The 20,396-nt window shown below is 67.0% G+C and carries 17 protein-coding genes and 1 other RNA gene; 9 read left to right on the forward strand and 9 right to left on the reverse strand.

Going from position 1 to position 20,396, the window contains the following annotated elements; translation table 11 throughout:
- Positions 1-220: 220 nt before the first annotated feature.
- Positions 221-919 (reverse strand): hypothetical protein, encoded by a 699-nt coding sequence (locus tag K0B96_RS00740; RefSeq protein WP_220162695.1) that lies wholly within the window; start codon positions 917-919, stop codon positions 221-223.
- A gap of 180 nt (positions 920-1,099) precedes the next feature.
- On the opposite strand from K0B96_RS00740, the gene K0B96_RS00745 reads away from it, so the two are divergent.
- On the forward strand, positions 1,100-2,227 hold the full coding sequence (locus K0B96_RS00745) for an alpha/beta hydrolase (protein WP_220162697.1): 1,128 nt from the start codon (positions 1,100-1,102) through the stop codon (positions 2,225-2,227).
- 107 nt (positions 2,228-2,334) lie between these two features.
- Here the strand turns inward: K0B96_RS00745 and K0B96_RS00750 are convergent, their stop codons facing one another.
- Both K0B96_RS00750 and msrP read right to left on the reverse strand, forming a co-directional pair.
- Entirely contained in the window at positions 2,335-2,982 is a 648-nt protein-coding gene (locus K0B96_RS00750) for a ferric reductase-like transmembrane domain-containing protein (RefSeq protein WP_220162699.1), read from the reverse strand.
- Positions 2,983-3,116: 134 nt separating this feature from the next.
- Positions 3,117-4,082, reverse strand: coding sequence for a protein-methionine-sulfoxide reductase catalytic subunit MsrP (msrP, locus tag K0B96_RS00755; protein ID WP_220162701.1), 966 nt, complete (start codon positions 4,080-4,082; stop codon positions 3,117-3,119).
- Positions 4,083-4,365: 283 nt separating this feature from the next.
- On the opposite strand from msrP, the gene K0B96_RS00760 reads away from it, so the two are divergent.
- Positions 4,366-6,132, forward strand: coding sequence for a DUF4177 domain-containing protein (locus tag K0B96_RS00760; RefSeq protein ID WP_220162703.1), 1,767 nt, complete (start codon positions 4,366-4,368; stop codon positions 6,130-6,132).
- 186 nt (positions 6,133-6,318) lie between these two features.
- Here K0B96_RS00760 and K0B96_RS00765 read toward each other — a convergent pair whose 3' ends face one another.
- From K0B96_RS00765 to K0B96_RS00790, 6 genes are all read right to left on the reverse strand, one after another.
- Positions 6,319-6,960, reverse strand: coding sequence for a response regulator (locus K0B96_RS00765; protein ID WP_220162705.1), 642 nt, complete (start codon positions 6,958-6,960; stop codon positions 6,319-6,321).
- Positions 6,957-8,594 (reverse strand): ATP-binding response regulator, encoded by a 1,638-nt coding sequence (locus K0B96_RS00770; RefSeq protein WP_220162707.1) that lies wholly within the window; start codon positions 8,592-8,594, stop codon positions 6,957-6,959. The genes K0B96_RS00765 and K0B96_RS00770 overlap by 4 nt, the downstream gene beginning before the upstream one ends.
- A gap of 118 nt (positions 8,595-8,712) precedes the next feature.
- On the reverse strand, positions 8,713-9,492 hold the full coding sequence (locus K0B96_RS00775; RefSeq protein ID WP_220162709.1) for an enoyl-CoA hydratase/isomerase family protein: 780 nt from the start codon (positions 9,490-9,492) through the stop codon (positions 8,713-8,715).
- Entirely contained in the window at positions 9,489-9,809 is a 321-nt protein-coding gene (locus K0B96_RS00780; protein ID WP_220162711.1) for an AtuA-related protein, read from the reverse strand. The genes K0B96_RS00775 and K0B96_RS00780 overlap by 4 nt, the downstream gene beginning before the upstream one ends.
- A gap of 93 nt (positions 9,810-9,902) precedes the next feature.
- The gene (locus K0B96_RS00785; protein WP_220162713.1) at positions 9,903-11,297 is read right to left on the reverse strand and encodes an acyclic terpene utilization AtuA family protein; all 1,395 of its coding nucleotides are present in this window, start codon (positions 11,295-11,297) and stop codon (positions 9,903-9,905) included.
- Between the two features lie 63 nt (positions 11,298-11,360).
- Positions 11,361-12,965: an acyl-CoA carboxylase subunit beta gene (locus K0B96_RS00790; protein WP_220162715.1), complete on the reverse strand. Its 1,605-nt coding sequence runs from the start codon at positions 12,963-12,965 to the stop codon at positions 11,361-11,363.
- Between the two features lie 223 nt (positions 12,966-13,188).
- Between K0B96_RS00790 and K0B96_RS00795 the strand changes: the two genes are divergently transcribed.
- From K0B96_RS00795 to K0B96_RS00825, 7 genes are all read left to right on the forward strand, one after another.
- Positions 13,189-14,376: an acyl-CoA dehydrogenase family protein gene (locus tag K0B96_RS00795; RefSeq protein WP_220162717.1), complete on the forward strand. Its 1,188-nt coding sequence runs from the start codon at positions 13,189-13,191 to the stop codon at positions 14,374-14,376.
- 241 nt (positions 14,377-14,617) lie between these two features.
- Positions 14,618-14,973: a transfer-messenger RNA gene (gene ssrA / locus K0B96_RS00800) on the forward strand.
- Between the two features lie 174 nt (positions 14,974-15,147).
- On the forward strand, positions 15,148-16,125 hold the full coding sequence (locus K0B96_RS00805) for an NAD(P)H-quinone oxidoreductase (protein WP_220162719.1): 978 nt from the start codon (positions 15,148-15,150) through the stop codon (positions 16,123-16,125).
- Positions 16,126-16,257: 132 nt separating this feature from the next.
- On the forward strand, positions 16,258-17,589 hold the full coding sequence (locus K0B96_RS00810) for a glycoside hydrolase family 28 protein (RefSeq protein ID WP_220162721.1): 1,332 nt from the start codon (positions 16,258-16,260) through the stop codon (positions 17,587-17,589).
- A gap of 289 nt (positions 17,590-17,878) precedes the next feature.
- Positions 17,879-18,124 (forward strand): hypothetical protein, encoded by a 246-nt coding sequence (locus K0B96_RS00815; protein ID WP_220162724.1) that lies wholly within the window; start codon positions 17,879-17,881, stop codon positions 18,122-18,124.
- Positions 18,125-18,271: 147 nt separating this feature from the next.
- Entirely contained in the window at positions 18,272-19,450 is a 1,179-nt protein-coding gene (gene dgoD, locus K0B96_RS00820) for a galactonate dehydratase (protein WP_220162726.1), read from the forward strand.
- Between the two features lie 24 nt (positions 19,451-19,474).
- Complete coding sequence (locus K0B96_RS00825) at positions 19,475-20,344, forward strand: SMP-30/gluconolactonase/LRE family protein (RefSeq protein ID WP_220162728.1); 870 nt, start codon at positions 19,475-19,477, stop codon at positions 20,342-20,344.
- Positions 20,345-20,396 lie beyond the last annotated feature (52 nt).

The raw sequence follows: 20,396 nt of genomic DNA on the forward strand, positions 1-20,396 counted from the left end.
GGGAGCAGAGCATGACAGGCGGAGGGTAAGAGGCAAAGCCCGACACAGAAATTCCCGGGAAGGAGCGGGAGGGTCGCTGCGCCCGGATGGGACGGAATTCAGAGGGGCACGGGTTTCGCGGTCGGCGATCGCCGGGTGAGGGCACCCGGCCGACAAGCAATCGGCCGAGAAAAAACTTCGGACGCGAAGGGCGACGCGCGATGCGGGCCCGCGCAATCGTTCAGCCGTGGCGGCGGGTCACATGGACGAGGATGAGCGTGAAGAAGCACATCACGAGATTTTGCAGCGGCAACTGGAGCGGCGTGGGCAGCGCGTAGATGATGCACACGGCGGGCAGCCAGATGCCGAGGTTGGCGATGAGCGGAGGCAGCACGCGGCGGCGATACCAGGAGCCGGCGCGCACGTCGGCGACGAAGGCGCGGAAGTCGAGCCCGAGCGCGGCGAATTCGTAGCCGAACATCGTGAGCGGCACAGCGAAGATCGGGCAGTAAACGCACTGGTCGAGAAACGTCTTGATGATGATGGTGCGCGCATCCGTGCCTTCGCCGATGACGTGGGCGAGCAGCCGATACCAGAGGTCGATCTCGACGCCCTTGTAGGCCCAGAACCCCACCAGCCAGACGGCCTGTTTCACATTATAGGTGGAACGGGTCGCAGGATTGGCCCAGAGGTAGAGGACGGGAATGGCGCCGGCGAATAACGCGGTGGAGACGATGCTATAGACGAGTCCGAGGTGCGTGCGCCACACGGCGAGATGCTCCAAGGCTTCGCGCGTGGGAGTGTGGCGGTAATACGCGATGACGAGGGCGAGCGCGCCGATTTGCAGGGCGATGCCGGGCCAGAGGTTCGCCCGAGCGCCGCGCACGCCCGCGCGCCAGGGTGCTTCAGGGGCAACGGGAGCGGACAGTTCGGGAGCCATAAAACCGTGCACGCTGCGGAAAACGCGGCCCGGCGGCGAGCGCGTTCTGGCGGAGATCGCGGCGGGGCGAGGATTCTCAAGGCGGCAGCTTGAAATCTGGAACGCGGCGTGTGGGGGCGGTGAGGGGTTCGAGGATTGCGCTGGCGGAGCACGGGCGGCGGAATCGCGGGTCTCAACGAAATGGCACGCTATTTTTTGCTCCTGGTGGCGGGGTTGTTTTTGGCGGTGGGATTGCTGACGGTCGTGCCATCGCCGGACCGGGCGCCGTGGCAGTTGGCTGTGCTCGCGGATAATTTTGGCCATTGGCTGGCGCTGGGGAGCGTGGGCCTCGTGGTGGCGGCGTGGTGTGCGCGGGGCGTCGGGCTGGGCTGGCAAGCGAGCGTGACGGTGATTGGGGTGGCGGCGGCGGCCCTCTTGCTGCGGCCGTGTTGGGATGCGGCCCGGATTGCGCGGGTGTTGCCGGCGGAGTTGGCGCGGACGTTGGGGCCGGCGGAGGTCGACGCGCGGCCGTTTTCCGTGGCGGCGCTGGGGCGCGGCGACCCAGGTGCGGTGCCGGTGGAAACGCATGAATTCGCGCCGGGATTGAAGCTGGATTTTTATCGGGCGATCGGCCGGACGCCGGCGCCGTGTGTGATCGTCGTGCACGGCGGCGGGTGGAATGGCGGGAAGCGCACGGAGATCGCGTCGCTTGATCGCTGGCTGGCGCGGCAGGGCTACGCGGTGGTGGCGATCGATTACCGGCTGGCGCCGGCGCATCGCTGGCCGGCGCAGGCGGAGGATGTGCGCGCGGCGCTGGCGTTTGTGCGCGCGCACGCGGCGGCGTGGGGCGTCGATGCGCGCAAGCTGGTGCTGTTCGGTCGCTCGGCGGGCGGGCAGATCGTGGAGGCGGTGGCGTATGAAAACGCGGAGCCGGGGGTGTGTGGCGTGGTGGCGTTGTATGCGCCCAACGATTTATTTTTCGGCTATACCTATGCGCGCGAAGACGACGTGTTGAAATCGCCGGCGTTGTTGCGGAATTTTCTCGGAGGCACGCCGAAGGAGGTGCCGGCGAATTATGCGAGCGCGAGCGGGTTGCTGCACGTGACGCCCGCGGCACCGCCGACGTTGTTGCTGCATGGCGAACTCGATACGCTCGTGTGGTATCGGCACAGCGTGCGGCTCGCCGCGCGGTTGCGGGAGAACGGCGTGCGGCACGCGTTGGTGTCGCTGCCGTGGGCGACGCACGCGTTTGAATATAATCTGGCGGGGCCCGGCGGACAGATCACGACGTTCGCGCTGGCGTGGTTTCTGGCGGACGTGACGCGGTGAGGAGGCGGCGGCGCGGGTGGTGTTGCGGGGTGAGGGCACCCCGGCCCACACAGAAGAACCTGCGGGGCAGCAAGCAGGGGCCGGAGCCTGCGGGAGCGGGACGCGAATCAAGGACGCGCTGCGGCGGGGGCGGGACGCGGGCGATGCGTTTTCCAGAGGCGGAGGAGCTCGAGGACGACGAGCGGGATGAAGATCCAGAGGACCTGCACGGGGAAAATTTTGCGGGCGGCCGCTTGATGGTAAGCGATGAGCGCGGCGGCGACGTAGGCGAGGCGATGGAGGTTTTTCCAGCGGCGGCCGCCGAGCCAGCGCACGGCCGCGTGGAGGCTCGTGACTGCGAGGAGGAGAAGGATGGTCAACGCAATCAGGCCGGTGAGTTGAAAGGGTTTGTCGAGAACGTTGCGAAAAATGCCGGGGAGATTGGCCGGGTGGGCGCCGCCTTCGTAAAGGAGATGCGTGGTGAAATGCAGCGCGGCGTAAACGAACGCGCTCACGCCGACGAGGCGGCGGTGGCGGTTGAGCGCCTGCACCACGGGCGAACGCGGGAAGAGCACGCGCAGCGGGCTGAAGGTGAGAACGGTGACGAGCAACAGGCAGGCGACGAAGCCGAGGTGGTGCAGAATGAATTTAAGCGGATCGGCCAGCGCGCTGGAATCCTGGCGCACGAAGAGCGGCCACGCGGGCCAGAGACCGGGCAGGATGAGGACAATCCAGACGAACGTTTTCGAACGGAGCAGGCGGGCGAAGGCGGTCACGAGGAGAGTGGCGGGCGGCGGAAGGGCGAGGGTCGGGCGGCGGCCGACGGACGGGCGAAACGCTGACGCGTTTCGCTACGGATTGGGGGCGAAAGAATGAGGGCGATGCGGCGACTGGACGGCCTGCTGCCTGGTCAGAAATTTACCCGGAGATTCAGGTCCTTGTAGAGCGGCGCGACTTCCTTTTCGTAGCCGTTGAACATGAGGGTGGGCTGGCGGCCGGAGAAGATGCCGCCGCCGATGATGCGCTCGCTCGCTTGCGACCAGCGCGGATGATCGACGGTGGGGTTCACGTTGGCGTAGAAGCCATATTCGCTGGGCGCCATGACGTTCCACGTGTTGCGCGGTTCGCGCTTGGTGAGCTCGATCTTCACGATGGATTTGATGCCTTTGAAACCGTATTTCCACGGGACAACGAGGCGGAGGGGCGCGCCGTTCTGGTTGGGCAGCGGCTTGCCGTAGATGCCGGTGGCGATGAAGGCGAGGGGGTGCATGGCCTCGTCGAGGCGCAGGCCTTCGACGTAGGGCCAGTCGAGGGAGTTGCTGCGCTGGCCCACGGCGGCGGACGGATCGTAAAACGTGGTGAACTTGACGTATTTCGCCGTCGGCAACGGGTCGGCGAGGGCGATGAGTTTCGCGAGGGGAAACCCGTCCCACGGCACGACCATCGACCAGGCTTCGACGCAGCGGTGGCGATAGACGCGTTGCTCGAGGCCGAGTTGGCGCACGAGGGCGTTGACGTCGATTTTCTGCGGCGAGCGGACCAGGCCGGCGAGCTCGAGGGTCCACGCGTCGGTGTTCCAGCCGCGGTTGGCGTTATCCTTGGGGTCGTCCTTGTTGAGGCCGAACTCGTAGAAGTTGTTATAGCTGGTGACGAGATTGTAGGGCGTGGGCTTGAGGCCGGTGCCGTTGTAGGCGGGGTTTTGCTGATCGGGAAAGCCGGCGGTGGCGGCGAGGACGGAACGGGAGCCAAGGGTGAGCGCGGCGGCGCCGAGGCCGAGCGTGCGGAGAAAGTCCCGGCGCGAGCGTTGGCGGTAAAGGGCTTCGGGCGTGACGGCGCTTTCGGGGAGTTCCCAGGACGAGGGCGTGCGAATGAGCATGACAGGAGGGGTTCGGAGCAGTGCAGAGGTGCGAGGCGCGAGAAGAGGATATTATTCCTCGCAACGACACGCAAACGGAGGCGCGGATTAAAACGGGTGAACGGGCGAGGGAGGTGCAGCCGTGGACCGGGGCGCGGCGCGGTGGTGGCGGGGAGCGGTGAACTTCACGGCGGCAATGGGACCGGAGGACACGGACGCCGAGAGCGGGCGAGTGCCGATTATGCTCGGCAAGGGCACCGGCATTTGGAATGCGTTGTCGGCTTCGTTTACAAAATATCGTTCTATGGCAGCTTGGGAATACAAGGTCATCACCAGCGGCAAGGGTGGGTTCGCCACGCCGGCATTGCTGGAAAAATTTCTTAACGACCTCGGTCGCGAGGAGTGGGAAATCGTCGAATTTCGTTCTTCACCCGACAACGTGCTCGCGTTCACCGGCCTCGTCCGGCGATCCACGCAACGGGACTGGACGCTCGAGGACGCGGCGGCGGCGGCGGCGCGGGCGGAGGCGGAGAAGCTGCGCGCGGAATTTGCGGCGAAGTTTCAAGGCTTGAGCGCGGCGGCGGCCCCCGGCCAACCGCAGACACCCGCGGCGCTGGCGGCGGACGCAGTGGAGGAAAAGCACGAATTTCGCCGCCCGGTGGACACCTCGCGCGACTTCGATCCGGATGCGCCGGAAGAAGAAAAAGAAGAGTGGGACAAGATTGGAGAAGAGGAGGAGCTGCCGACGTTTTTCGATGCGTTGAAGCCGCACATGCGCCGCAACCAGCGCGGGCCGGGGATGGCGGTGGGTGTGGAGTATCTCGCGAAGAAATGGGATCTGGCGGAAGAGGACATCAAGGGCGCGCTCGTGGAGTGCGGCCTCGAGGTGCCGGAGGACGACGACGCGAAACCGGTCTACGTGGAATTCGACGGCGATCTTTACTGGGTGAACGCGAATCGTCGCGGTGAGCTTTGGATTAATACGAAGGAGAAGCCGCGTCCGGTGTTTCGCACCGTGAAGGCGGAGCGCGCGCACATCGAAGACGAGGCGAAGCCGGAGGCGCGCCCGGCGCGGTCGGCGCAGCAGCCATCGCCGGCACCCGCGAAGGACGCGGTCGGAAGCGGCGACGGGCACGGAGCCCCGACTGAAGTAAAAGCGCCGAAGGCGCCGGTGGCGTTGCCCGAAGGGGCGGCGTTGCTCGACAAGGTGCGGCCGCAGATGCGGCGGAGCCGGCGCGGGCCGGGTGGCTCGGGGAGTGTAAGTTTTCTGTCGCGCGCGCTGCGCTGCGGCGAAGCGGATTTGCTGGCGGCGTTTGGCGCGCTCGGCCTCGTGGTGCCGGAAGCCGGGACGGAGAAGCCGGTGTATGTCGAACTCGGCGACGAAGTCTGGTGGTTGAATCGCGACCAGCGCGGCGGCATCTGGGTCAACGGTCGCGAGAAGCGGCCGGGTGAGACAGTGGAATCGCGCGAAGCGGATGATGCGCAGGCGGCGAGCGAAGCGCCGGCGGGCACGACCAGCGGCGCGGGCGAAGGCCAGGCGGCGGCGTCGATCCCGGCGCACGATTTGCCGGCGGCCGAGGCTCCGCGAGCGAATGAAGCGGCGACAGCGGGGGCGGCGGAAGCGCCGTCCCATAACCCGAGCGGCGGCGTGCTGGCGGGCGTGCGGCTGCTGTTGAAGGAAACGCGCACGGGCTCGGTGGCGGGCAAGGTTGAGCGCGTGGCCGATGAATTGGGCAAATCAGCCGACGAACTCACGGGCGCGCTGGTGGCGGCCGGGTTGAAAGTGCCGGAGAAGCCGCGCGAGAAGCCGGTGTTCGTCGAACACGGCGGCGAAATCTTTTGGTTCAACCTCAATGGCAAAGGCGAATTGTGGGTGAACGCGAAGGCTTCGAAATACCCCGAGGGCGGAGAGGAAGACGCGAGCGGCGCAGACCGCAAACCGCGGGGCGCGCGGGGGCGGGGCCGCAAAAAGAGCGATGCGCCGGCCGGCGAAGTGAATGAAAGCGCGAGCGACGCAGCGCCGGCGGACGCGGCGGCGGAAGCACCCGCGGACGAAGCGCGCGGCGAATAACGGCGACGCGGGTGAGGGAACGCGGCGAAGGGGCGCGCGAGCGGCGTCGCGTTCGTTGACGATGCGACCGGGTGCGCGCGGCGCCAGCGTTAAGAAACCTCGCGTCGGCGCGGGCGCGGCGGAAAGCCGCGGCGACGTTGCGGGCTAGGTGCAAATCGCTCAAGCGCCTCGCGCGGGGCGCGTCGTTCAAGGCTGGATGAGGCCGCGGCGGATCGCGAAGCGGATGAGGTCGGTCTGATTTTGGAGGCCGAGTTTGCGCATCAGGTTTGTGCGGTGGGTCTCCGCGGTGCGCGGGCTGATGAAGAGTTTTTCGGCAATCTCGCTGGTGGCGAGGCCTTCGGCGGCGAAGTGCAGCACCTCGCGTTCGCGCGGGGAGAGCGAGGCAAGGGCGTCGCTCGAATCGGCGGGTTTGTTGACGAGGGCGTTGATGGCCCATTCGGAAAGGGGGCCGCTGAGGAAACGGCGGCCGGCGAGCACTTCTCTGATGGCGCGGAGAATTTCGGTGCTGTCGGAGCCTTTGAGCACGTAAGCCATCGCGCCGCCGCGCAGGGCCTCGATGACGTAGGGTTCGTCGTTGTGCATCGAGAGAATGACGACCTTCGTGCGTGGGCTGGACGCCCGGGCCTGGCGCAGAACTTCGATGCCGTGCAGGCGGGGCAGGCTGAGGTCGAGGACGAGCAGGTCGGGTTGATGTTGCGCGACGGCTTGGGCGGCGGAAAGCCCGTCGGCGAGTTCGGCGACGATGGTGAAGCACCCTTCCGCTTCGAGCATGCTGCGCACGCCGCGCCGGACTATGTCGTGATCATCGGCGAGAACGACGGTGGTCATGGCGCGGAAGGAGCGGCGGCGGGGCCGAGGGGGAAACTGGCGTTGACGCGGGTGCCGACGCCGGGGCGCGAGAAAATCTCCAGGGAGCCGCCGGCCAGGCTGACGCGTTCGGCGATGCCGGTGAGGCCGACGGAGTCGCGGGAGGCGAGGGCGTGGTCGACATCGAAGCCGCAGCCGCGGTCGGTGATTTCGACCAGGACGTGATCATCGTCGCGGGTGACGGTGACGGACGCGTGGGCGGTGCCGGAATGGCGGGCGACGTTGGTGAGGGACTCTTGCACGACGCGAAAAATGGCGGTCTCGAGTTCGCCGGCGAGGCGGTCGGCGGGCAGGGAAATCTCGAGGTCGACGGCAATGCTGGTTTGTTTTTCGAAGAGGCCGACGTGCCATTCGAGGGCGGGGCGCAGACCGAGGTCGTCAAGGATGCGCGGGCGAAATTGCTGCGTCATCTGGCGCACGCGGCTGAGAAGATCGTCGGCGAGGTGGAGGGCTTCGGTGAGCGCGGGGCGCAGTTCGGGCGCGGCCGCGGCGGTGGATTTTTCGAGTTGGAATTTCAGGCCGGTGAGCATCTGGCCGACCTGATCGTGGAGTTCGCGGGCGAGGGCGCGGCGCTCGTCTTCCTGAATGCGGATGAGGCGTTGCGAGAGTTCCTGCAGGCGCGCGGCGTAGCCTTCGGCGCGGCTTTCGGCGGCGCGGCGCACGGCGATTTGCTGTTCCAACTCGGCGGTGCGGGCGGTGACCTGGGCTTCGAGGGAGCGGTTGAGGTTTTCGAGTTCGCGGGTGAGGCGGAGATTCTCGCGCTCGGTGTGGTGCGCGTTGAGGAGGTTGTTGAGCGAAAAGACGAGTTCGAGGAGGTAGCCGTCGCGGTAGGCGAGGTAGTCGGCGGCGCCGAGTTTGAAGGCGGCGACGGCGGTGTCGGCATCGGTGCGGGTGGAGACGACGATGGAACGCAGATCGCGGGCGTGAAAGCGGAGGCGGCGCAACACGTCGACGGGATTATCGGCGCCGGGAGAGGGGCCGAGAATGGCGAGGGCGGGCGCGGGCCCGGTGGTGATCGTGCGCTCCATCTCGGCGAGGCTGCCGAGCTCGACGAGGGTCAAGGGCCGGGCGCTTTCACCGAGGAAGGCGCGCAGGCTGTCGCGCACGAGGGGGTTGGTTTCGAGGAGCAGGACGCGCGGCGGCGCGTCGGCGGGCGGAGCGGTGAGGCCGGCGGAAGGGCCTGGGGCGACGGAGGCAAAAGGGGCGGCGGAGCGGCGCGCGGCGACGTGCTGCGCATAGATGCGTTCGATGATTTCCGGGAGTTGGAGGAATTGCGGCGAGGCTTTGTCGATGCAATCGACGGCACCCGCGCGCAGGGCGCGCACGGCGAGTTCGTTCTGGCCCTGGCTGCTGACCATGAGAACGGGGGTGGGATCGCGGCGGGCGGCGAGTTCGGCGAGAATGTGCAGGCCGTCGGAATCGGGCAGCACCATGTCGAGCAGCAGCAGGTCGACGCCGCCTTGCTGCATGCGGGCGAGGCAGGCGCGAGCGGTGACGACGGTCTCGACGTGGAACTCGCTGGACGCATGCGCCAGATACAGGCGCACCATTTGGGGGAGCTGCGGATCGTCTTCGGCGTAGAGAACGCGAATCATACAGGGGTTAGCCGAGGGTAACCGCGAGCGCGCGCTTGAAAAGATGTTTTCGCGGCCGTGGGCGGAGGAAAAAGGCGCGGCGGCGGTCGGGGCGCCGCGGCGGGCGCGGGAGCGGAGATCAGGCGGGCGGCGCCCACGAGGGCAGGCGCTTCGCTTGGAACGCGGCGATGCCTTCCTGCGCTTCGGGGGAGTTGCGCGCCTGCAGATGAAACGCGAGGGCGTGATCGAGGTCGTGCTGGACGGTGTGCGGCCAGAGATCGCGGAGGAGCTGCTTCGTTTGCGCGATGGCGCCGGGCGCCGCGTGGAGCAACGCGTGCACGAGTGAATCGACTTCGTGCTCGAGCGCGGCGGAGTCGTCGGCGAGCCGGTTGACGAGCCCAAGCGCGTGGGCGTGGGCGGCGTCGAACGGAGCGCCGAGGAGCAGCAGTTCGCGGAGGTCGCGTTCGCGGAGTTGGCGGCGGAGAAACGTGAGGATGAGGCCGGCGACGAGTCCGCGCCGGACTTCCGGAAAACCGAATTTCGCGTTGCGGGTGGCGACGGCGAAATCGCACGCGGCCATGAGCCCGGCGCCACCGGCGATGGCGGCGCCTTGGACGACCGCGATGGTGGCGAGGCGTGTGCCGCTGAGGGCGGCGAGCGCGCGGGCGACGAGATCGGCGGAGGCGTGCGCGCGTTCCGGTCGAGCGGCTTCGGCGAGGTCGAGTCCGGCGCAAAACACGGGGCCGGCGCCGCGGAGGATGAGGATGCGTTGCGTGGCGTCGGCGCCGGCGGTTTCAAGGCCGGCGAGGAGCGCGGTGAGGAGCTCGACGTTGAGGGCGTTGCGTTTGTCGGGGCGGTTGAGCGTCAAGGTGGTGACGGCGCCGGTGGCGGCGCAGAGGAGCGGCGCGACGGAAGTCATGGCGTGGCGGGAAAAGCGATGGGCATTTCGAGGAGCGCCATGCCGAGGGTTTTGCCTTGGGCGTCGATGCGCAGCGAGCGGCTGCCGCCGCCGGCGAGGATGGAGGGGAGGAGAAAGTTGAGCGCCTCAAGGTTGGGGACGTCGTAGCGCGCGACGGTGCCGACGCCGAGCGGGCGGAAATATTCTTCGACGCGCGCGGCCGTGAGATGAGCGCGCAGAAACGTGTAGGCGGCGGGCGTGCGCGCGAAGACGGCGACGTTGGCGGAGTTGCCTTTGTCGCCGCTGCGGGCGAAGGCGATTTCGCGGAGCGGGATCATCGGGGGAGCGCGGTGTGGTTTGGGGACGATTCGAGCGAGGGCGCGGCACGACGGGGCGTGGGCCGAGCGTGAGTTGGTGAGCAAGTCGAGCGGTCAGAGAAGCTGCATGGTGGGTTGAACGAGGTCGCGCGCGATGAGGCAGGGCCAGTAGCCGAAGATCGGCAGAATTTTCGGGCGGCCGGTGGCGTAGCCGGTGACGCCTTGCGGGCCGCACGTGACGAGGGGCGCGATTTCTTTGGTGAAGCGTTCCACGGGCTCCTTGTGATCGGCGGCGACGCTGAGGCGGAGAACGGTTTCGAGGAGATCGGCGTCGCGCACACGGCGTGCGAGGCCTTGCACGCTCGCGCCGGTGCCGAGGCATTCGACGAGGGTCTCGCGAAAGACGCAGCCGCGGGCGGTGAGGCGCGCGAGAATGGCGTCGCCGGCGCGGCGGGCTTTTTTCACGGCGTCGTGGCCGAAAACCGTGAGCAGCCCGTGGGCCTTGTAGCCATCGCGGAAGGTGCTGCTGACTTTGTAGGTGGGCGGCGGCGCGCGGCCGGTGGCGCCGGCGACGCGAACGCGGTCGGGTGCGAGTTGCGCGAGGCGCAGGGTGAGAAACGAGACGGTGGCATCGGGCGAGAGATAATTTCCCGGGTCACCGATTTCGTAGAGGAGTTGCTCTTTGATGGTGGCGAGGGAAACGGTGCCGCCGGTGCCGGGAGGTTTGGTGAGGACGCAGGAGCCGTCGGCGGAAATCTCGACGATCGGAAACCCGAGGTCTTCGGGCGCGGGGAGATCGAGCCAGTCGGTGGAAAAGCCGCCGCAGGCCTGCGTGCCGCACTCGATGAGGTGGCCGGCGACGGTGGCGCCGGCGAGGGCGTCGTAATCGTGGTCGCTCCAGCCGAAGTGCGCGAGGCACGGGCCGACGGTGAGCGACGGATCGGCGACGCGGCCGGTGATGACGATATCGGCGCCAGCGAGCAGCGCGTCGGCAATCGGGCGGGCGCCGAGATACGCGTTGGCGGTGACCAAGCGCGGGGCAACAGCGGAGAGCGGCGCGGCGGTTTCGAGGTTGGCGTAAGCGGCGCCGGACGAGGAGCGCAGGATGGGCAGCACGTCGTCGCCGGTGACGACCGCGAGGCGGAGATGGGCGAGGCCGGCGGCGGCGAGTTCGGCGCGGACCGCGGTGGCGCAGGCGAGGGGCGCGAGGCCGCCGGCGTTGGTGACGAGGCGGGTGCGGCCGCCGTTTTGGTAGAAGGGAATCAGCGAGTGAACGACGTCGACGAAGTCGCGCGCGTAGCCGGCGGCGGGGTCTTTCGCGCGGACGATCGCCATGATCGAGAGCGAGACTTCGGCAAGATAATCGAGCGTGAGAAAATCGAGGTCCGGTTGCTGCGCGAGGAGGCGCGCGGCGGCGTCGGGGGAGTCGCCCCAGAAGCCGGAGGCGTTGGCGATTTTGAGGGGAGTTTTTTGCGACACGGAGGAGACGGAGGAGACGCCGGGTTTCACAGAGTTCTGGTCAACGATGGCCGTTCGTCGCGTTCGGCAGCGGGCGGCGGGGCGAGGACAAGATCACACTTGCAGGACGCCGGTGTGGAAGTGGGCGCGCGGGCTGGGGCGGGCGCTGAGGGCGAGGGCGGTGAGGAGGATTTGGCGGGTGTCGTGCGGTGGGATGATGGCATCGACCCAGCCGCGGGCGGCGCCGTAGCGGATGTCGGTTTGCTCGACGTAGTCGTTTTTGACGCGTTCGCGGAGGGCGGCGAGTTCTTCGGCGGGACGGTCTTTGGCACCGCGGGAGAGGATGTGGAAAACGGTATCCGCGGCTTGGGTGCCGCCCATGACGGCGTAGCGGGCGTTGGGCCAGGCGAAGATGAAGCGCGGGTCGAAGGCTTTGCCGCACATGGCATAGTGGCCGGCACCGTAACTGCCGCCCACGATGACGGTGATTTTAGGGACGGTGGAATTGCTGAGGGCGTTCACCATTTTCGCTCCGCTGCGAATGATGCCGCTGTGTTCCGCGTCTTTGCCCACCATGAAGCCGGAAACGTCTTGGAAGAAGATCAGGGGGAGGCGCGTCTGATTGCAGTCCATGATAAAGCGGGCGGCCTTGTCGGCGCTGTCGGCGTAAATGACGCCGGGCATCTGGAGGCCGGTGGCGGGGGATTGAACGCGGGTGCGTTGATTCGCGACGAGGCCGACGGGGTGGCCGCCCAGGCGGGCGTAGGCGCAGACGATGGACTGGCCGTAGTCGGTTTTATATTCGTTGAGCGTGCCGGCATCGACGAGGCAGCGGAGGAGATCGCGGGCGTCGTATTCTTTGCGGCCGTCGAGGCTGACGAGTTCGTAAAGGCGGCTGGCGTGAAATTCGGGTTCGGTCGCGGCGGAGGCGGGCGTCGCGGGTTCGGCGGGAAGAAGCGCGAGGAGTTCTTTGAGGCGCGCGAGACAGGCGGGGTCGTCTTTCTCCTTAAAATCCACGGTGCCGGAAATCTCCGCGTGCATGGTGGCGCCGCCGAGGGTTTCGCTGTCGGTCTCCTGGCCGATGGCGGCTTTGACGAGGGTGGGGCCGGCGAGGTAGAGGCCGCTGCCTTCGGTCATGAGTATCTTGTCGCAGAGGACGGGCAGGTAGGCGCCGCCGGCGACGCAGTTGCCCATGATGGCGGCGTATTGGGGAATGGCGGCGGCGGAGAGGACGGCGTTGTTGCGGAAGATGCGGCCGAAGTCGTCCTCGTCGGGAAAGATTTCATCCTGCATCGGCAGAAAGACGCCGGCGGAATCGACCAGATAAATAAGGGGGAGATTATTTTCGAAGGCGATGCGTTGGGCGCGGAGAACTTTTTTGCAGGTCATGGGAACGAAGGCGCCGGCTTTCACGGTGGCGTCGTTGGCGATGAGCATGCAGGGGTGGCCGCTGACGCGGCCGATGCCGGTGATGACGCCGGCGGCGGCGAACTGGCCCCACGCGGGATACAGGCCGTGGGCGGCCCAGAGGCCGAGTTCGAGAAAATCGTCGGGATCGTCGAGCAGGGCGGCGAGGCGTTCGCGGGCGAAGAGCCGGCCGAGTTTGTGCTGGCGGGCGAGGCCGTCGGGGCCGCCGCCTTCGCGCAGGGCGGCTTCGGTAGCGGCGAGTTCGTGGCAGCGTTCGAGGAGGGAAGGGGACGTTTCCGCAGCGAGCTTCATGGGAGGGCCGCGGTGGCGCGGCGGGGTAGTGAGACCGTGGGAAGAAGAGAACGTTGCGCAACCGGCAAGCGCAGGGGCGGCGGAGGGTTACGCTGTTCGGAGTAGGCTGCGTGTGGCTGGGCCGCGGGGGCTTGCGGCCCGCGGGCAGGGGCGGGATGGTCGCGAACAACCCCGAGAGCGCCCGGTCGTTAGCGGCGTTCGGAAAAACACGAAGAACGTCCCCATGCTCGCGCCGCACTCGTTGTATCTGGATTATCTAAAGCCGGAGGAGTTGGAATTTTTGGCACGCACACGGGTGTTTTGCCGGGACGAGATCGCGCCGCACGCGAACGCGTGGGAGGAGAACGAAGCGTTGCCGCGGGCGTTGTTCACGCAGGCGGGGCGGGCGGGATTGATGGGCATCATGGCGCCGAAGAGCGTCGGCGGACAGGCGTTGGGGCGGCTGTGCTACTCGCTCGTGATTGCGGAAGTGGCGAAGCATTGCGGGGCGTTTGCGATGAACCTGGCGGCGCACAACGCGCTGTGCGTGGCGCATCCGCTGGGGCACGCGAGCGAGGAGCTGAAGAAAAAGATTTTCCCGAGTGTGCTGAATGGCGATTGGATGGTGGCGTGGGCGCTGACGGAGCCGAATGCGGGATCGGATACCGGTGGGGTGGAGACGACGGCGGTGGAGGGAACGGACGGCGCGTGGATCATCAACGGGCACAAACTTTACATTACGATGGGCAACCACTCGGACCGCATGATCGTGATGGCGGTGACCGGGGCGGACGCGAAAGGGCGGAAGGAGTTTTCGGCGTTTTGGGTGCACACGAAAGACACGACACCGATTCGCAAGGTGCCGACCTCGGGCGTGCGGGCGAGCAACACGAGCGAGTTCACTTTGAAGAACGTGCGCGGCGAAATGATTGGCGAGCGCGGGAGCGGGCAGCGCGCGGCGCTGGCGTGTCTCGACGTGGGGCGGCTCGGCATCGCAGGAATGTCGATCGGCCTCGGGCGGGCGGCGGTGGAGATCGCGACGCAACGGATGCTCACGCGAAAGCAATTCGGGAAGCGGCTGGCGGAGTTTCAGGCGCTGCAGTTCAAGCTGGCGGATTGCGAGGTGGAGCTGCGCGCGGCGGAAGCGTTGCTCCTGCAGGCGGCGGTGATGTCGGACCGCGGACAGCGACACACGTTGGAAGGATCGATCGCGAAGCTCTACGCGTCGGAAGCGGCGTCGCGCGCGGCGGATCGGGCGTTGCAGATTTGCGGCGGCTGGGGCTACACGCGCGACACGACGGTGGAGCGGTGCTGGCGCGATGCGCGGCTGTGCGAGATCGGCGAGGGTTCGAGCGAAGTGCAGCGACTCATCATCAGCCGCACGTTGATCAAGGCGGCGGAAGAGGCGATGGGCGGGGCCGGAGAAAAATAGGAAAAGCGGCAAAGACGGCGGCGCTTCGCGCCCGCTGCTCACGACCGCGAGCAGGCGCGCGACGAGAGGGCGGACGAACGAAAGCGGGTGCGTTTCGCGGCGACAGAACGGGGCGAGCGGGCGCGCGGTCGGGCGAGAAAGAGCGTAAGAGCAGCGGCGCGGCTTGCGTTGGCGGGACAAGGGCACATGGTGGGCGGTTCTGTTCTTTGATTGGTCTGCACCCAATCACTTTCCCATTTACGGGGGTGTTCTGGATTCGATCCTTGGTTGGAGTGCGCCGCTGCCTGTCGAGAGTCGTGGGTCTCTCGTAAATCCCCCTGCGAACCAATAATAGGCAAATACGAAGAAATGCCCATGGCCGCTTAATTAAAGCGGCCTTGTTGGACCGGCGACACCTGCTAGCCGGCCCGACAACGACAGCAGGTATAGCGCGTGGAGCCGTCCGCGGACCGCGCGTCGTATCTTCATCCGGGGACTGGCCGATGCTTAAGCGCGCGTAACCGCGTAACATCGGCGAGATTAATGGTGCGCTAAACATGGTAGACGCGGTGTGCGAAGGTCAGGGACACGCGGGTTCAACTCCCGCCACCTCCACCATTTTGTGCCCGCTGCGCGGGCAGAATTTGCCTGACGGATGCCTAAGTGGCTCCGCGGAAAATCGCCGGGCTTTGCTGTGCGGGCAGAGCGCGAATGGCCCGAGCGTTCCAGGCGCCGGGCAGGCATGCGGCGACGCCGCTGGCGTGTGGCGGTTCTTTCGTTTACGCTGGGGCGATGAAGGCCGTTGTCATTTCCAAGCCGGGTCCGCCTGAGGTTTTGATGGTCGCGGATCGTCCGGATCCCGCCGTCGGCGAACGCGAGGTGCTGATTCGCGTCAAAGCGGCGGGCGTTAATCGCGCCGACGTGGGCCAGCGGCAGGGGCGTTATCCCGCGCCCGCGGGCGTGGCGGCGGACATTCCCGGCCTCGAGGTGGCGGGCATCGTCGAGGCATGCGGCCGCGGGGTGGCGCGCTGGCGCCCGGGCGATGCGGTTTGCGCGCTGCTGCCGGGCGCGGGCTACGCCGAACGTGCGGCGGTGGATGAGCGCCATTGCCTGCCGGTGCCGTCGGTCGACTTTGCGGAGGCCGCCGCGTTGCCGGAGGTGTTGTTTACCGTCTGGTCCAATGTATTTCAACGCGGGCGTTTGCGGGCGGGGGAGACATTTCTCGTGCACGGAGGCACGAGCGGCATCGGGCTGGCGGCGTTGCAGCTGGCGAAGCTGTTTGGGGCGCGGGCTTGGGCGACGGCGGGGAGCGATGAGAAGTGTCGCGCGTGCGAACGCGCCGGCGCCGACCGGGCGATCAATTACCGCACGACCGATTTCGTGGGCGCGTTTGGGCACGAAAGTGTAGACGTGATTCTGGACATGGTGGGGGGCGACTACGTGGCGAAAAACATCGCGCTGCTGCGGCCGGAAGGCCGGCTCGTGTTTATCAACACGATGCAGGGCGCCAAGGCCGAGGTGGATTTTCGGGCGGTCATGGCACGGCGACTGACGCTCACCGGGAGCACGCTGCGCACGCGCGAGCCGGAGTTCAAAGCGGCGGTGGCCGCGGAACTGGAGCGGCAGGTGTGGCCGTTGGTGGTCGCGGGGAAATTCAAGGCGCAGGTGTGGAAAACGTTTCCGTTCGGCGAGGCCGCGGCGGCGCATCGGTTGATGGAAAGCAGCGAGCACCGCGGGAAAATCGTGTTGATTCCCGAGCGCGCGGACTAGTGCGGACGATTCGCGCGGCGGGGGGCGGGGGCCGTTGACGGAGCAACGGGCGCTCGCGCTCACGCGGGGCTCGCGCGCGGGATTGCGTCGCGGCGACGGGGCGCGTAGATCAGCGCGCAGGCTTTCTTCCCCATGAAAATTTCCGCTCTTCGTTTCCTCGCGTGCGCCATGGGCGCGACGTTTGTTCTGGCGGGTGATTTATCGGGCCGCGCGGCGGCGGGAGTGGATGTTTCCGCGGTGGCGCAGGTGCGGCCGGCTTTGCCGGTGATTCCGGAGCGGACGTTCGACGTGACTGACTTCGGCGCGGTGGGCGATGGGCGGACGTTGAATACGCAGGCGTTCAAGCACGCGATCGCGGCGGTGAAAAAAGCCGGAGGCGGTCGGCTCGTCGTGCCGCCGGGCGTGTTTGTCACGGGGCCGATCACGTTGTGCTCCAACCTTGATTTGCATCTCAACGTGGGGGCGGTGATCCAGGCGCCGGCGTCGTTCGGGGCGGTGGGGTTGCCGGAGCCGACGACCGTGCGTTCGCAGGCGGAGGCGGCGGCGCTGCCGACGCCGAAGCCTTTGATCAGCGGACGGGACTTGCATGATGTCGCGATCACGGGCCTCGGGACGATCGATGGCAGCGGCGCGATGTGGTGGGCGTGGTCGGAGCGGGCGGCGCGCGCCGCGGCGAAGACGGAGCCGGGGCGGATCGTTTATCGGCGGGCGAATCTGGTGGCGATCAGCGGGTGCGAACGGTTGCGGGTGGCGGACATCACGTTGACCAACTCGCCAAAGTTTCACCTGGTGCCGAAGGACGTCACTGACCTGACGATCGAGCGGGTGAAGGTGCGCGCGCCTTTCAATGCGCCGAACACCGACGCGATCGATCCCGGTCCGGTGACGCGGGCGTGGATCCATCACTGCGACATTGATACGGGCGACGACGACATCTGCATCAAATCCGGCGGGCGGGACGTGTTGATCGAGGACTGTGTGATCAAGCACGGCCACGGGATTTCCATTGGATCGGAGACCACGGTGGGCGTGAGCAACATGCTCGTGCGGCGATGCGCGTTGGACGGCACGGACAATGGAATCCGCATCAAGTCGATGCGTGGTGCCGGCGGGGTGGTGGAAAACATTCGCTACACCGACATCACGATGAAGAACGTGACGAACGCGATCGTGCTGCAGTTGGATTACGTCGATAACAACCGCCCGAATTTCAAAGGCGATCCGACGAAGATGCCGGTTATCCGCAATATCCTGCTGGACCATCTCACGATCGAAGGCAGTCGCAATGCGGGCATCATTCACGGCATTCCGGACAGCCCGATCACGGGCATCACGTTGCGCGACATCACGCTGACGGCAGAGAAGGATTTCAGCATCAAGAACGCGGGCGAACCGGTGTTCGAGCGCGTGGTCCGCACGATCAAGCCCGGCGTGGCGGCGGTGAAGCCGAAGATCGTGGAGTGAACCATTGGGCCGGCCGGTGCGGCGTGAAGGTGCGCGGGGGCAGCGTTAAATGAGGTGAACAGGGGCGGGATGTTGGCCGAGCGGCGTGAAACCGGTCCAGGACGTGGCGCGAAGTCGCTGGTGCGGAGGAAAGAGCGCGGAAGGCGCGGGTTGAGATTCCGAAGTGGGGCGGGCGCGCCAACCTAGGCGGAAGTCCGCGATTTGCGGCACGGCGGGGCGGTTAATGCCCGACCCACACGCCCCGGAGTCCCCGCTGTCGCGCGCGATCGCAATCTGCGACACTGCGGGCATGGAAGGCTATGCGATCAACGAATGGTGGGGGCACGAGGGGGAGACGTTTCACCCGGGCGGCTTTACGTTCGATTCGGGTGAGCAGCCGCATGGCGAAGCCTTCGTGCTGGTGTTCGAACATCAACCGGGTGTGGGCGTCGTGTATCTGTTTTTCGGTTCGCCGGGGGATTCACGGGGCAAGCAGCTCAGCGAGAGCGAGGCGGCCCGGCTGCGGGAGCAATTGCCGCACTTGGTGCACCACTGAACGGGCACGGGAAGAAGCGAGGAACGGTTCGCGTTCGCCGGAAAGCCGGCGCGCGGGACCGCGCTGGGGGAGCCGCGGGAAACGTGCGGGGCGGGGAATCGACTCGGGCGTTGACCCGGGCGCGGCGGGGCTTGCACGCTCGCCGACATGAAGATCGTGAGTGTCGAAACGCGGGTGTGCCATGCGCGGATGCGCAACTGGGTGTTTGTGAAAATCACGACGGACCAGCCAGGCTTGATCGGCTGGGGCGAGGCGACACTCGAGTGGCACACGCGCAGCATCGTGGGGGCGATCGAGGATTTGAGCGTGCTGCTCGTGGGCGAGGATCCGCGGCGCATCGAATACCTGTGGCAGATGATGTATCGGCAGCATTTCTGGCACAGCAACGGCATCGTGCGGGCGACGGCGGTGGCGGGCATCGATCTGGCGTTGTGGGACATTCTGGGGAAATCGCTGGGCGTGCCGTGTCACGAGCTGTGGGGCGGGCGCGTGCGGGATTACGTGCGGCTTTATTGCCATCTTGGCGGCGGGAAGATGGAGGATTTTTACGGGACGCCGGTGGACGAGGCGAAGCGCTTCGGCGAGCTGGCGCGACAGGCGGTGGAGGCGGGTTTCACGGCGTTCAAATCGATGCCGGTGCCGGAGCAGATGCCGATCGAAGGCGTGCGGCCGGTGAAGGCGGCGGAGGCGTGCGTGGCGGCGATGCGCGAGGCGGTGGGCGACGGCGTGGACATCATGGTCGATTGCCACGCGCGGCCGTCGCCGCAAATGGGTCTGGTGTTCGCGAAGGCCCTGGAGCCTTACAATCTCTACTTTTTCGAGGAGCCGTGCTGGCCGGAGCACATGGATGGAATCGCGGCGGTGCAGCGCGCGGTGAAGACGCCGATCGCGACGGGCGAGCGGTTGTGTTCGCAGTTCGCGTTCAAGGAGCTGCTGGAAAAGCGCGCGGCGAGCATCATCCAGCCGGACATCACGCATTGCGGCGGGTTGAGCGAAACACGGCGGGTGGCGGCGATGGCGAACGCGTATGGCGTGGCGGTGGCGCCGCATAATCCGCAGGGGCCGGTGAGCACGGCGGCGTCGATCGAGTTTGGGCTGGCGACTCCGAATTATCTGATTTGCGAGGCGGTGCACCAGGATGTGCCGTGGCGCGACGACATCGTGAGCTGGGGTTTCCGCGTGGAGAAGAACGGCCGGCGGGTTTACCCGGGCACGCGCGCGGGGCTGGGGGTGGAGATCAACGAAGCGGAGATCGCGAAGCATCCGTTCGAGCAGGAACTGCCGCGGCGGAGCTTCGCGCCGGACGGCTCGGTGGTGGACTGGTGAGGGACCGCGGGCGGAGCGGATTTTATGGCTGATGTGACTTTGACTCCGGTGGTGCTGGCGAACCAGCACTGCCAGCTCGGCGAAAATCCGTTGTGGGATGAAGAGGCGGGCGCGCTGTATTGGGAGGATATCCTCGCGGGGCATGTCTGGCGTCACGCCGTGGCGAGCGGGCGGACGGAGCGGGTTTATGCGGGCGAGACGGTGGGCGGCTTCACGCAGGAGGCGGACGGGGCGCTGTTGTTGTTTCGCGAAAAAGACATCGTGCGGCTGGAGCACGACGGGAGCGTGCGGGGGTGGCGGAGTTTCGCGGAGGCGGGCAACACCCGGTTCAACGATGTGACGGCTGATCCGCACGGGCGGGTGTTTGCGGGCACGATGGGCGCAACGGAGACGAGTGGCGGCGTGTATCGGTTTGATCCGGACGGGGCGGTGCGGCGCGTGATCACGGGCACGGGTGTTTCGAACGGCATGGCGTTTACGGCGGACCGAAAGCACTTTTTTTGGACGTGCTCCACGCGCTGCCAGATTTGGATTTACGATTACGATGAGGCGTCGGGCGAGATCGCGAACGGCCGCGTGTGGTATCAATGCGAGAAGGCAGAAGGCACGTGCGACGGGCTGACGATCGACCGGGAGGACAATGTCTGGAGCGCGCGGTGGGATGGTTTCGCGGTGCGGCAGCACGCGGCGCGCGATGGACGGGTGTTGCGGGAGATCAGATTTCCCGTGGCGAAACCCAGTTCGGTGGCGTTTGGCGGGAAGGATTTTGCGACGTTGTTTGCCACGAGCGCCGGCGGCGATGGGCGGGCATCGCTCGATGGCGCGGTGTTTGCGGCGACGGTGCCGGGAGTGCGCGGCCGGGCGAAATTCCGCTCGCGGCTGACGCGGGGTTGAGCGGCCCGCCGGGGCGCCGGCACGGAGATAAATTGGTGGACAACAGGTTGCG

The sequence above is a fragment of the Horticoccus luteus genome (genome assembly GCF_019464535.1).
GTDB classification, from domain to species: domain Bacteria; phylum Verrucomicrobiota; class Verrucomicrobiia; order Opitutales; family Opitutaceae; genus Horticoccus; species Horticoccus luteus.

Bases quoted from the DNA above. Each gene is read 5' to 3' on its own strand.
- K0B96_RS00740 (WP_220162695.1), bottom strand. From the start codon at position 919: ATGGCTCCCGAACTGTCCGCTCCCGTTGCCCCTGAAGCACCCTGGCGC.
- K0B96_RS00745 (WP_220162697.1), top strand. From the start codon at position 1,100: ATGGCACGCTATTTTTTGCTCCTGGTGGCGGGGTTGTTTTTGGCGGTG.
- msrP (WP_220162701.1), bottom strand. From the start codon at position 4,082: ATGCTCATTCGCACGCCCTCGTCCTGGGAACTCCCCGAAAGCGCCGTC.
- K0B96_RS00760 (WP_220162703.1), top strand. From the start codon at position 4,366: ATGGCAGCTTGGGAATACAAGGTCATCACCAGCGGCAAGGGTGGGTTC.
- K0B96_RS00765 (WP_220162705.1), bottom strand. From the start codon at position 6,960: ATGACCACCGTCGTTCTCGCCGATGATCACGACATAGTCCGGCGCGGC.
- K0B96_RS00770 (WP_220162707.1), bottom strand. From the start codon at position 8,594: ATGATTCGCGTTCTCTACGCCGAAGACGATCCGCAGCTCCCCCAAATG.
- K0B96_RS00775 (WP_220162709.1), bottom strand. From the start codon at position 9,492: ATGACTTCCGTCGCGCCGCTCCTCTGCGCCGCCACCGGCGCCGTCACC.
- K0B96_RS00780 (WP_220162711.1), bottom strand. From the start codon at position 9,809: ATGATCCCGCTCCGCGAAATCGCCTTCGCCCGCAGCGGCGACAAAGGC.
- K0B96_RS00790 (WP_220162715.1), bottom strand. From the start codon at position 12,965: ATGAAGCTCGCTGCGGAAACGTCCCCTTCCCTCCTCGAACGCTGCCAC.
- K0B96_RS00795 (WP_220162717.1), top strand. From the start codon at position 13,189: ATGCTCGCGCCGCACTCGTTGTATCTGGATTATCTAAAGCCGGAGGAG.
- K0B96_RS00805 (WP_220162719.1), top strand. From the start codon at position 15,148: ATGAAGGCCGTTGTCATTTCCAAGCCGGGTCCGCCTGAGGTTTTGATG.
- K0B96_RS00810 (WP_220162721.1), top strand. From the start codon at position 16,258: ATGAAAATTTCCGCTCTTCGTTTCCTCGCGTGCGCCATGGGCGCGACG.
- K0B96_RS00815 (WP_220162724.1), top strand. From the start codon at position 17,879: ATGGAAGGCTATGCGATCAACGAATGGTGGGGGCACGAGGGGGAGACG.
- dgoD (WP_220162726.1), top strand. From the start codon at position 18,272: ATGAAGATCGTGAGTGTCGAAACGCGGGTGTGCCATGCGCGGATGCGC.
- K0B96_RS00825 (WP_220162728.1), top strand. From the start codon at position 19,475: ATGGCTGATGTGACTTTGACTCCGGTGGTGCTGGCGAACCAGCACTGC.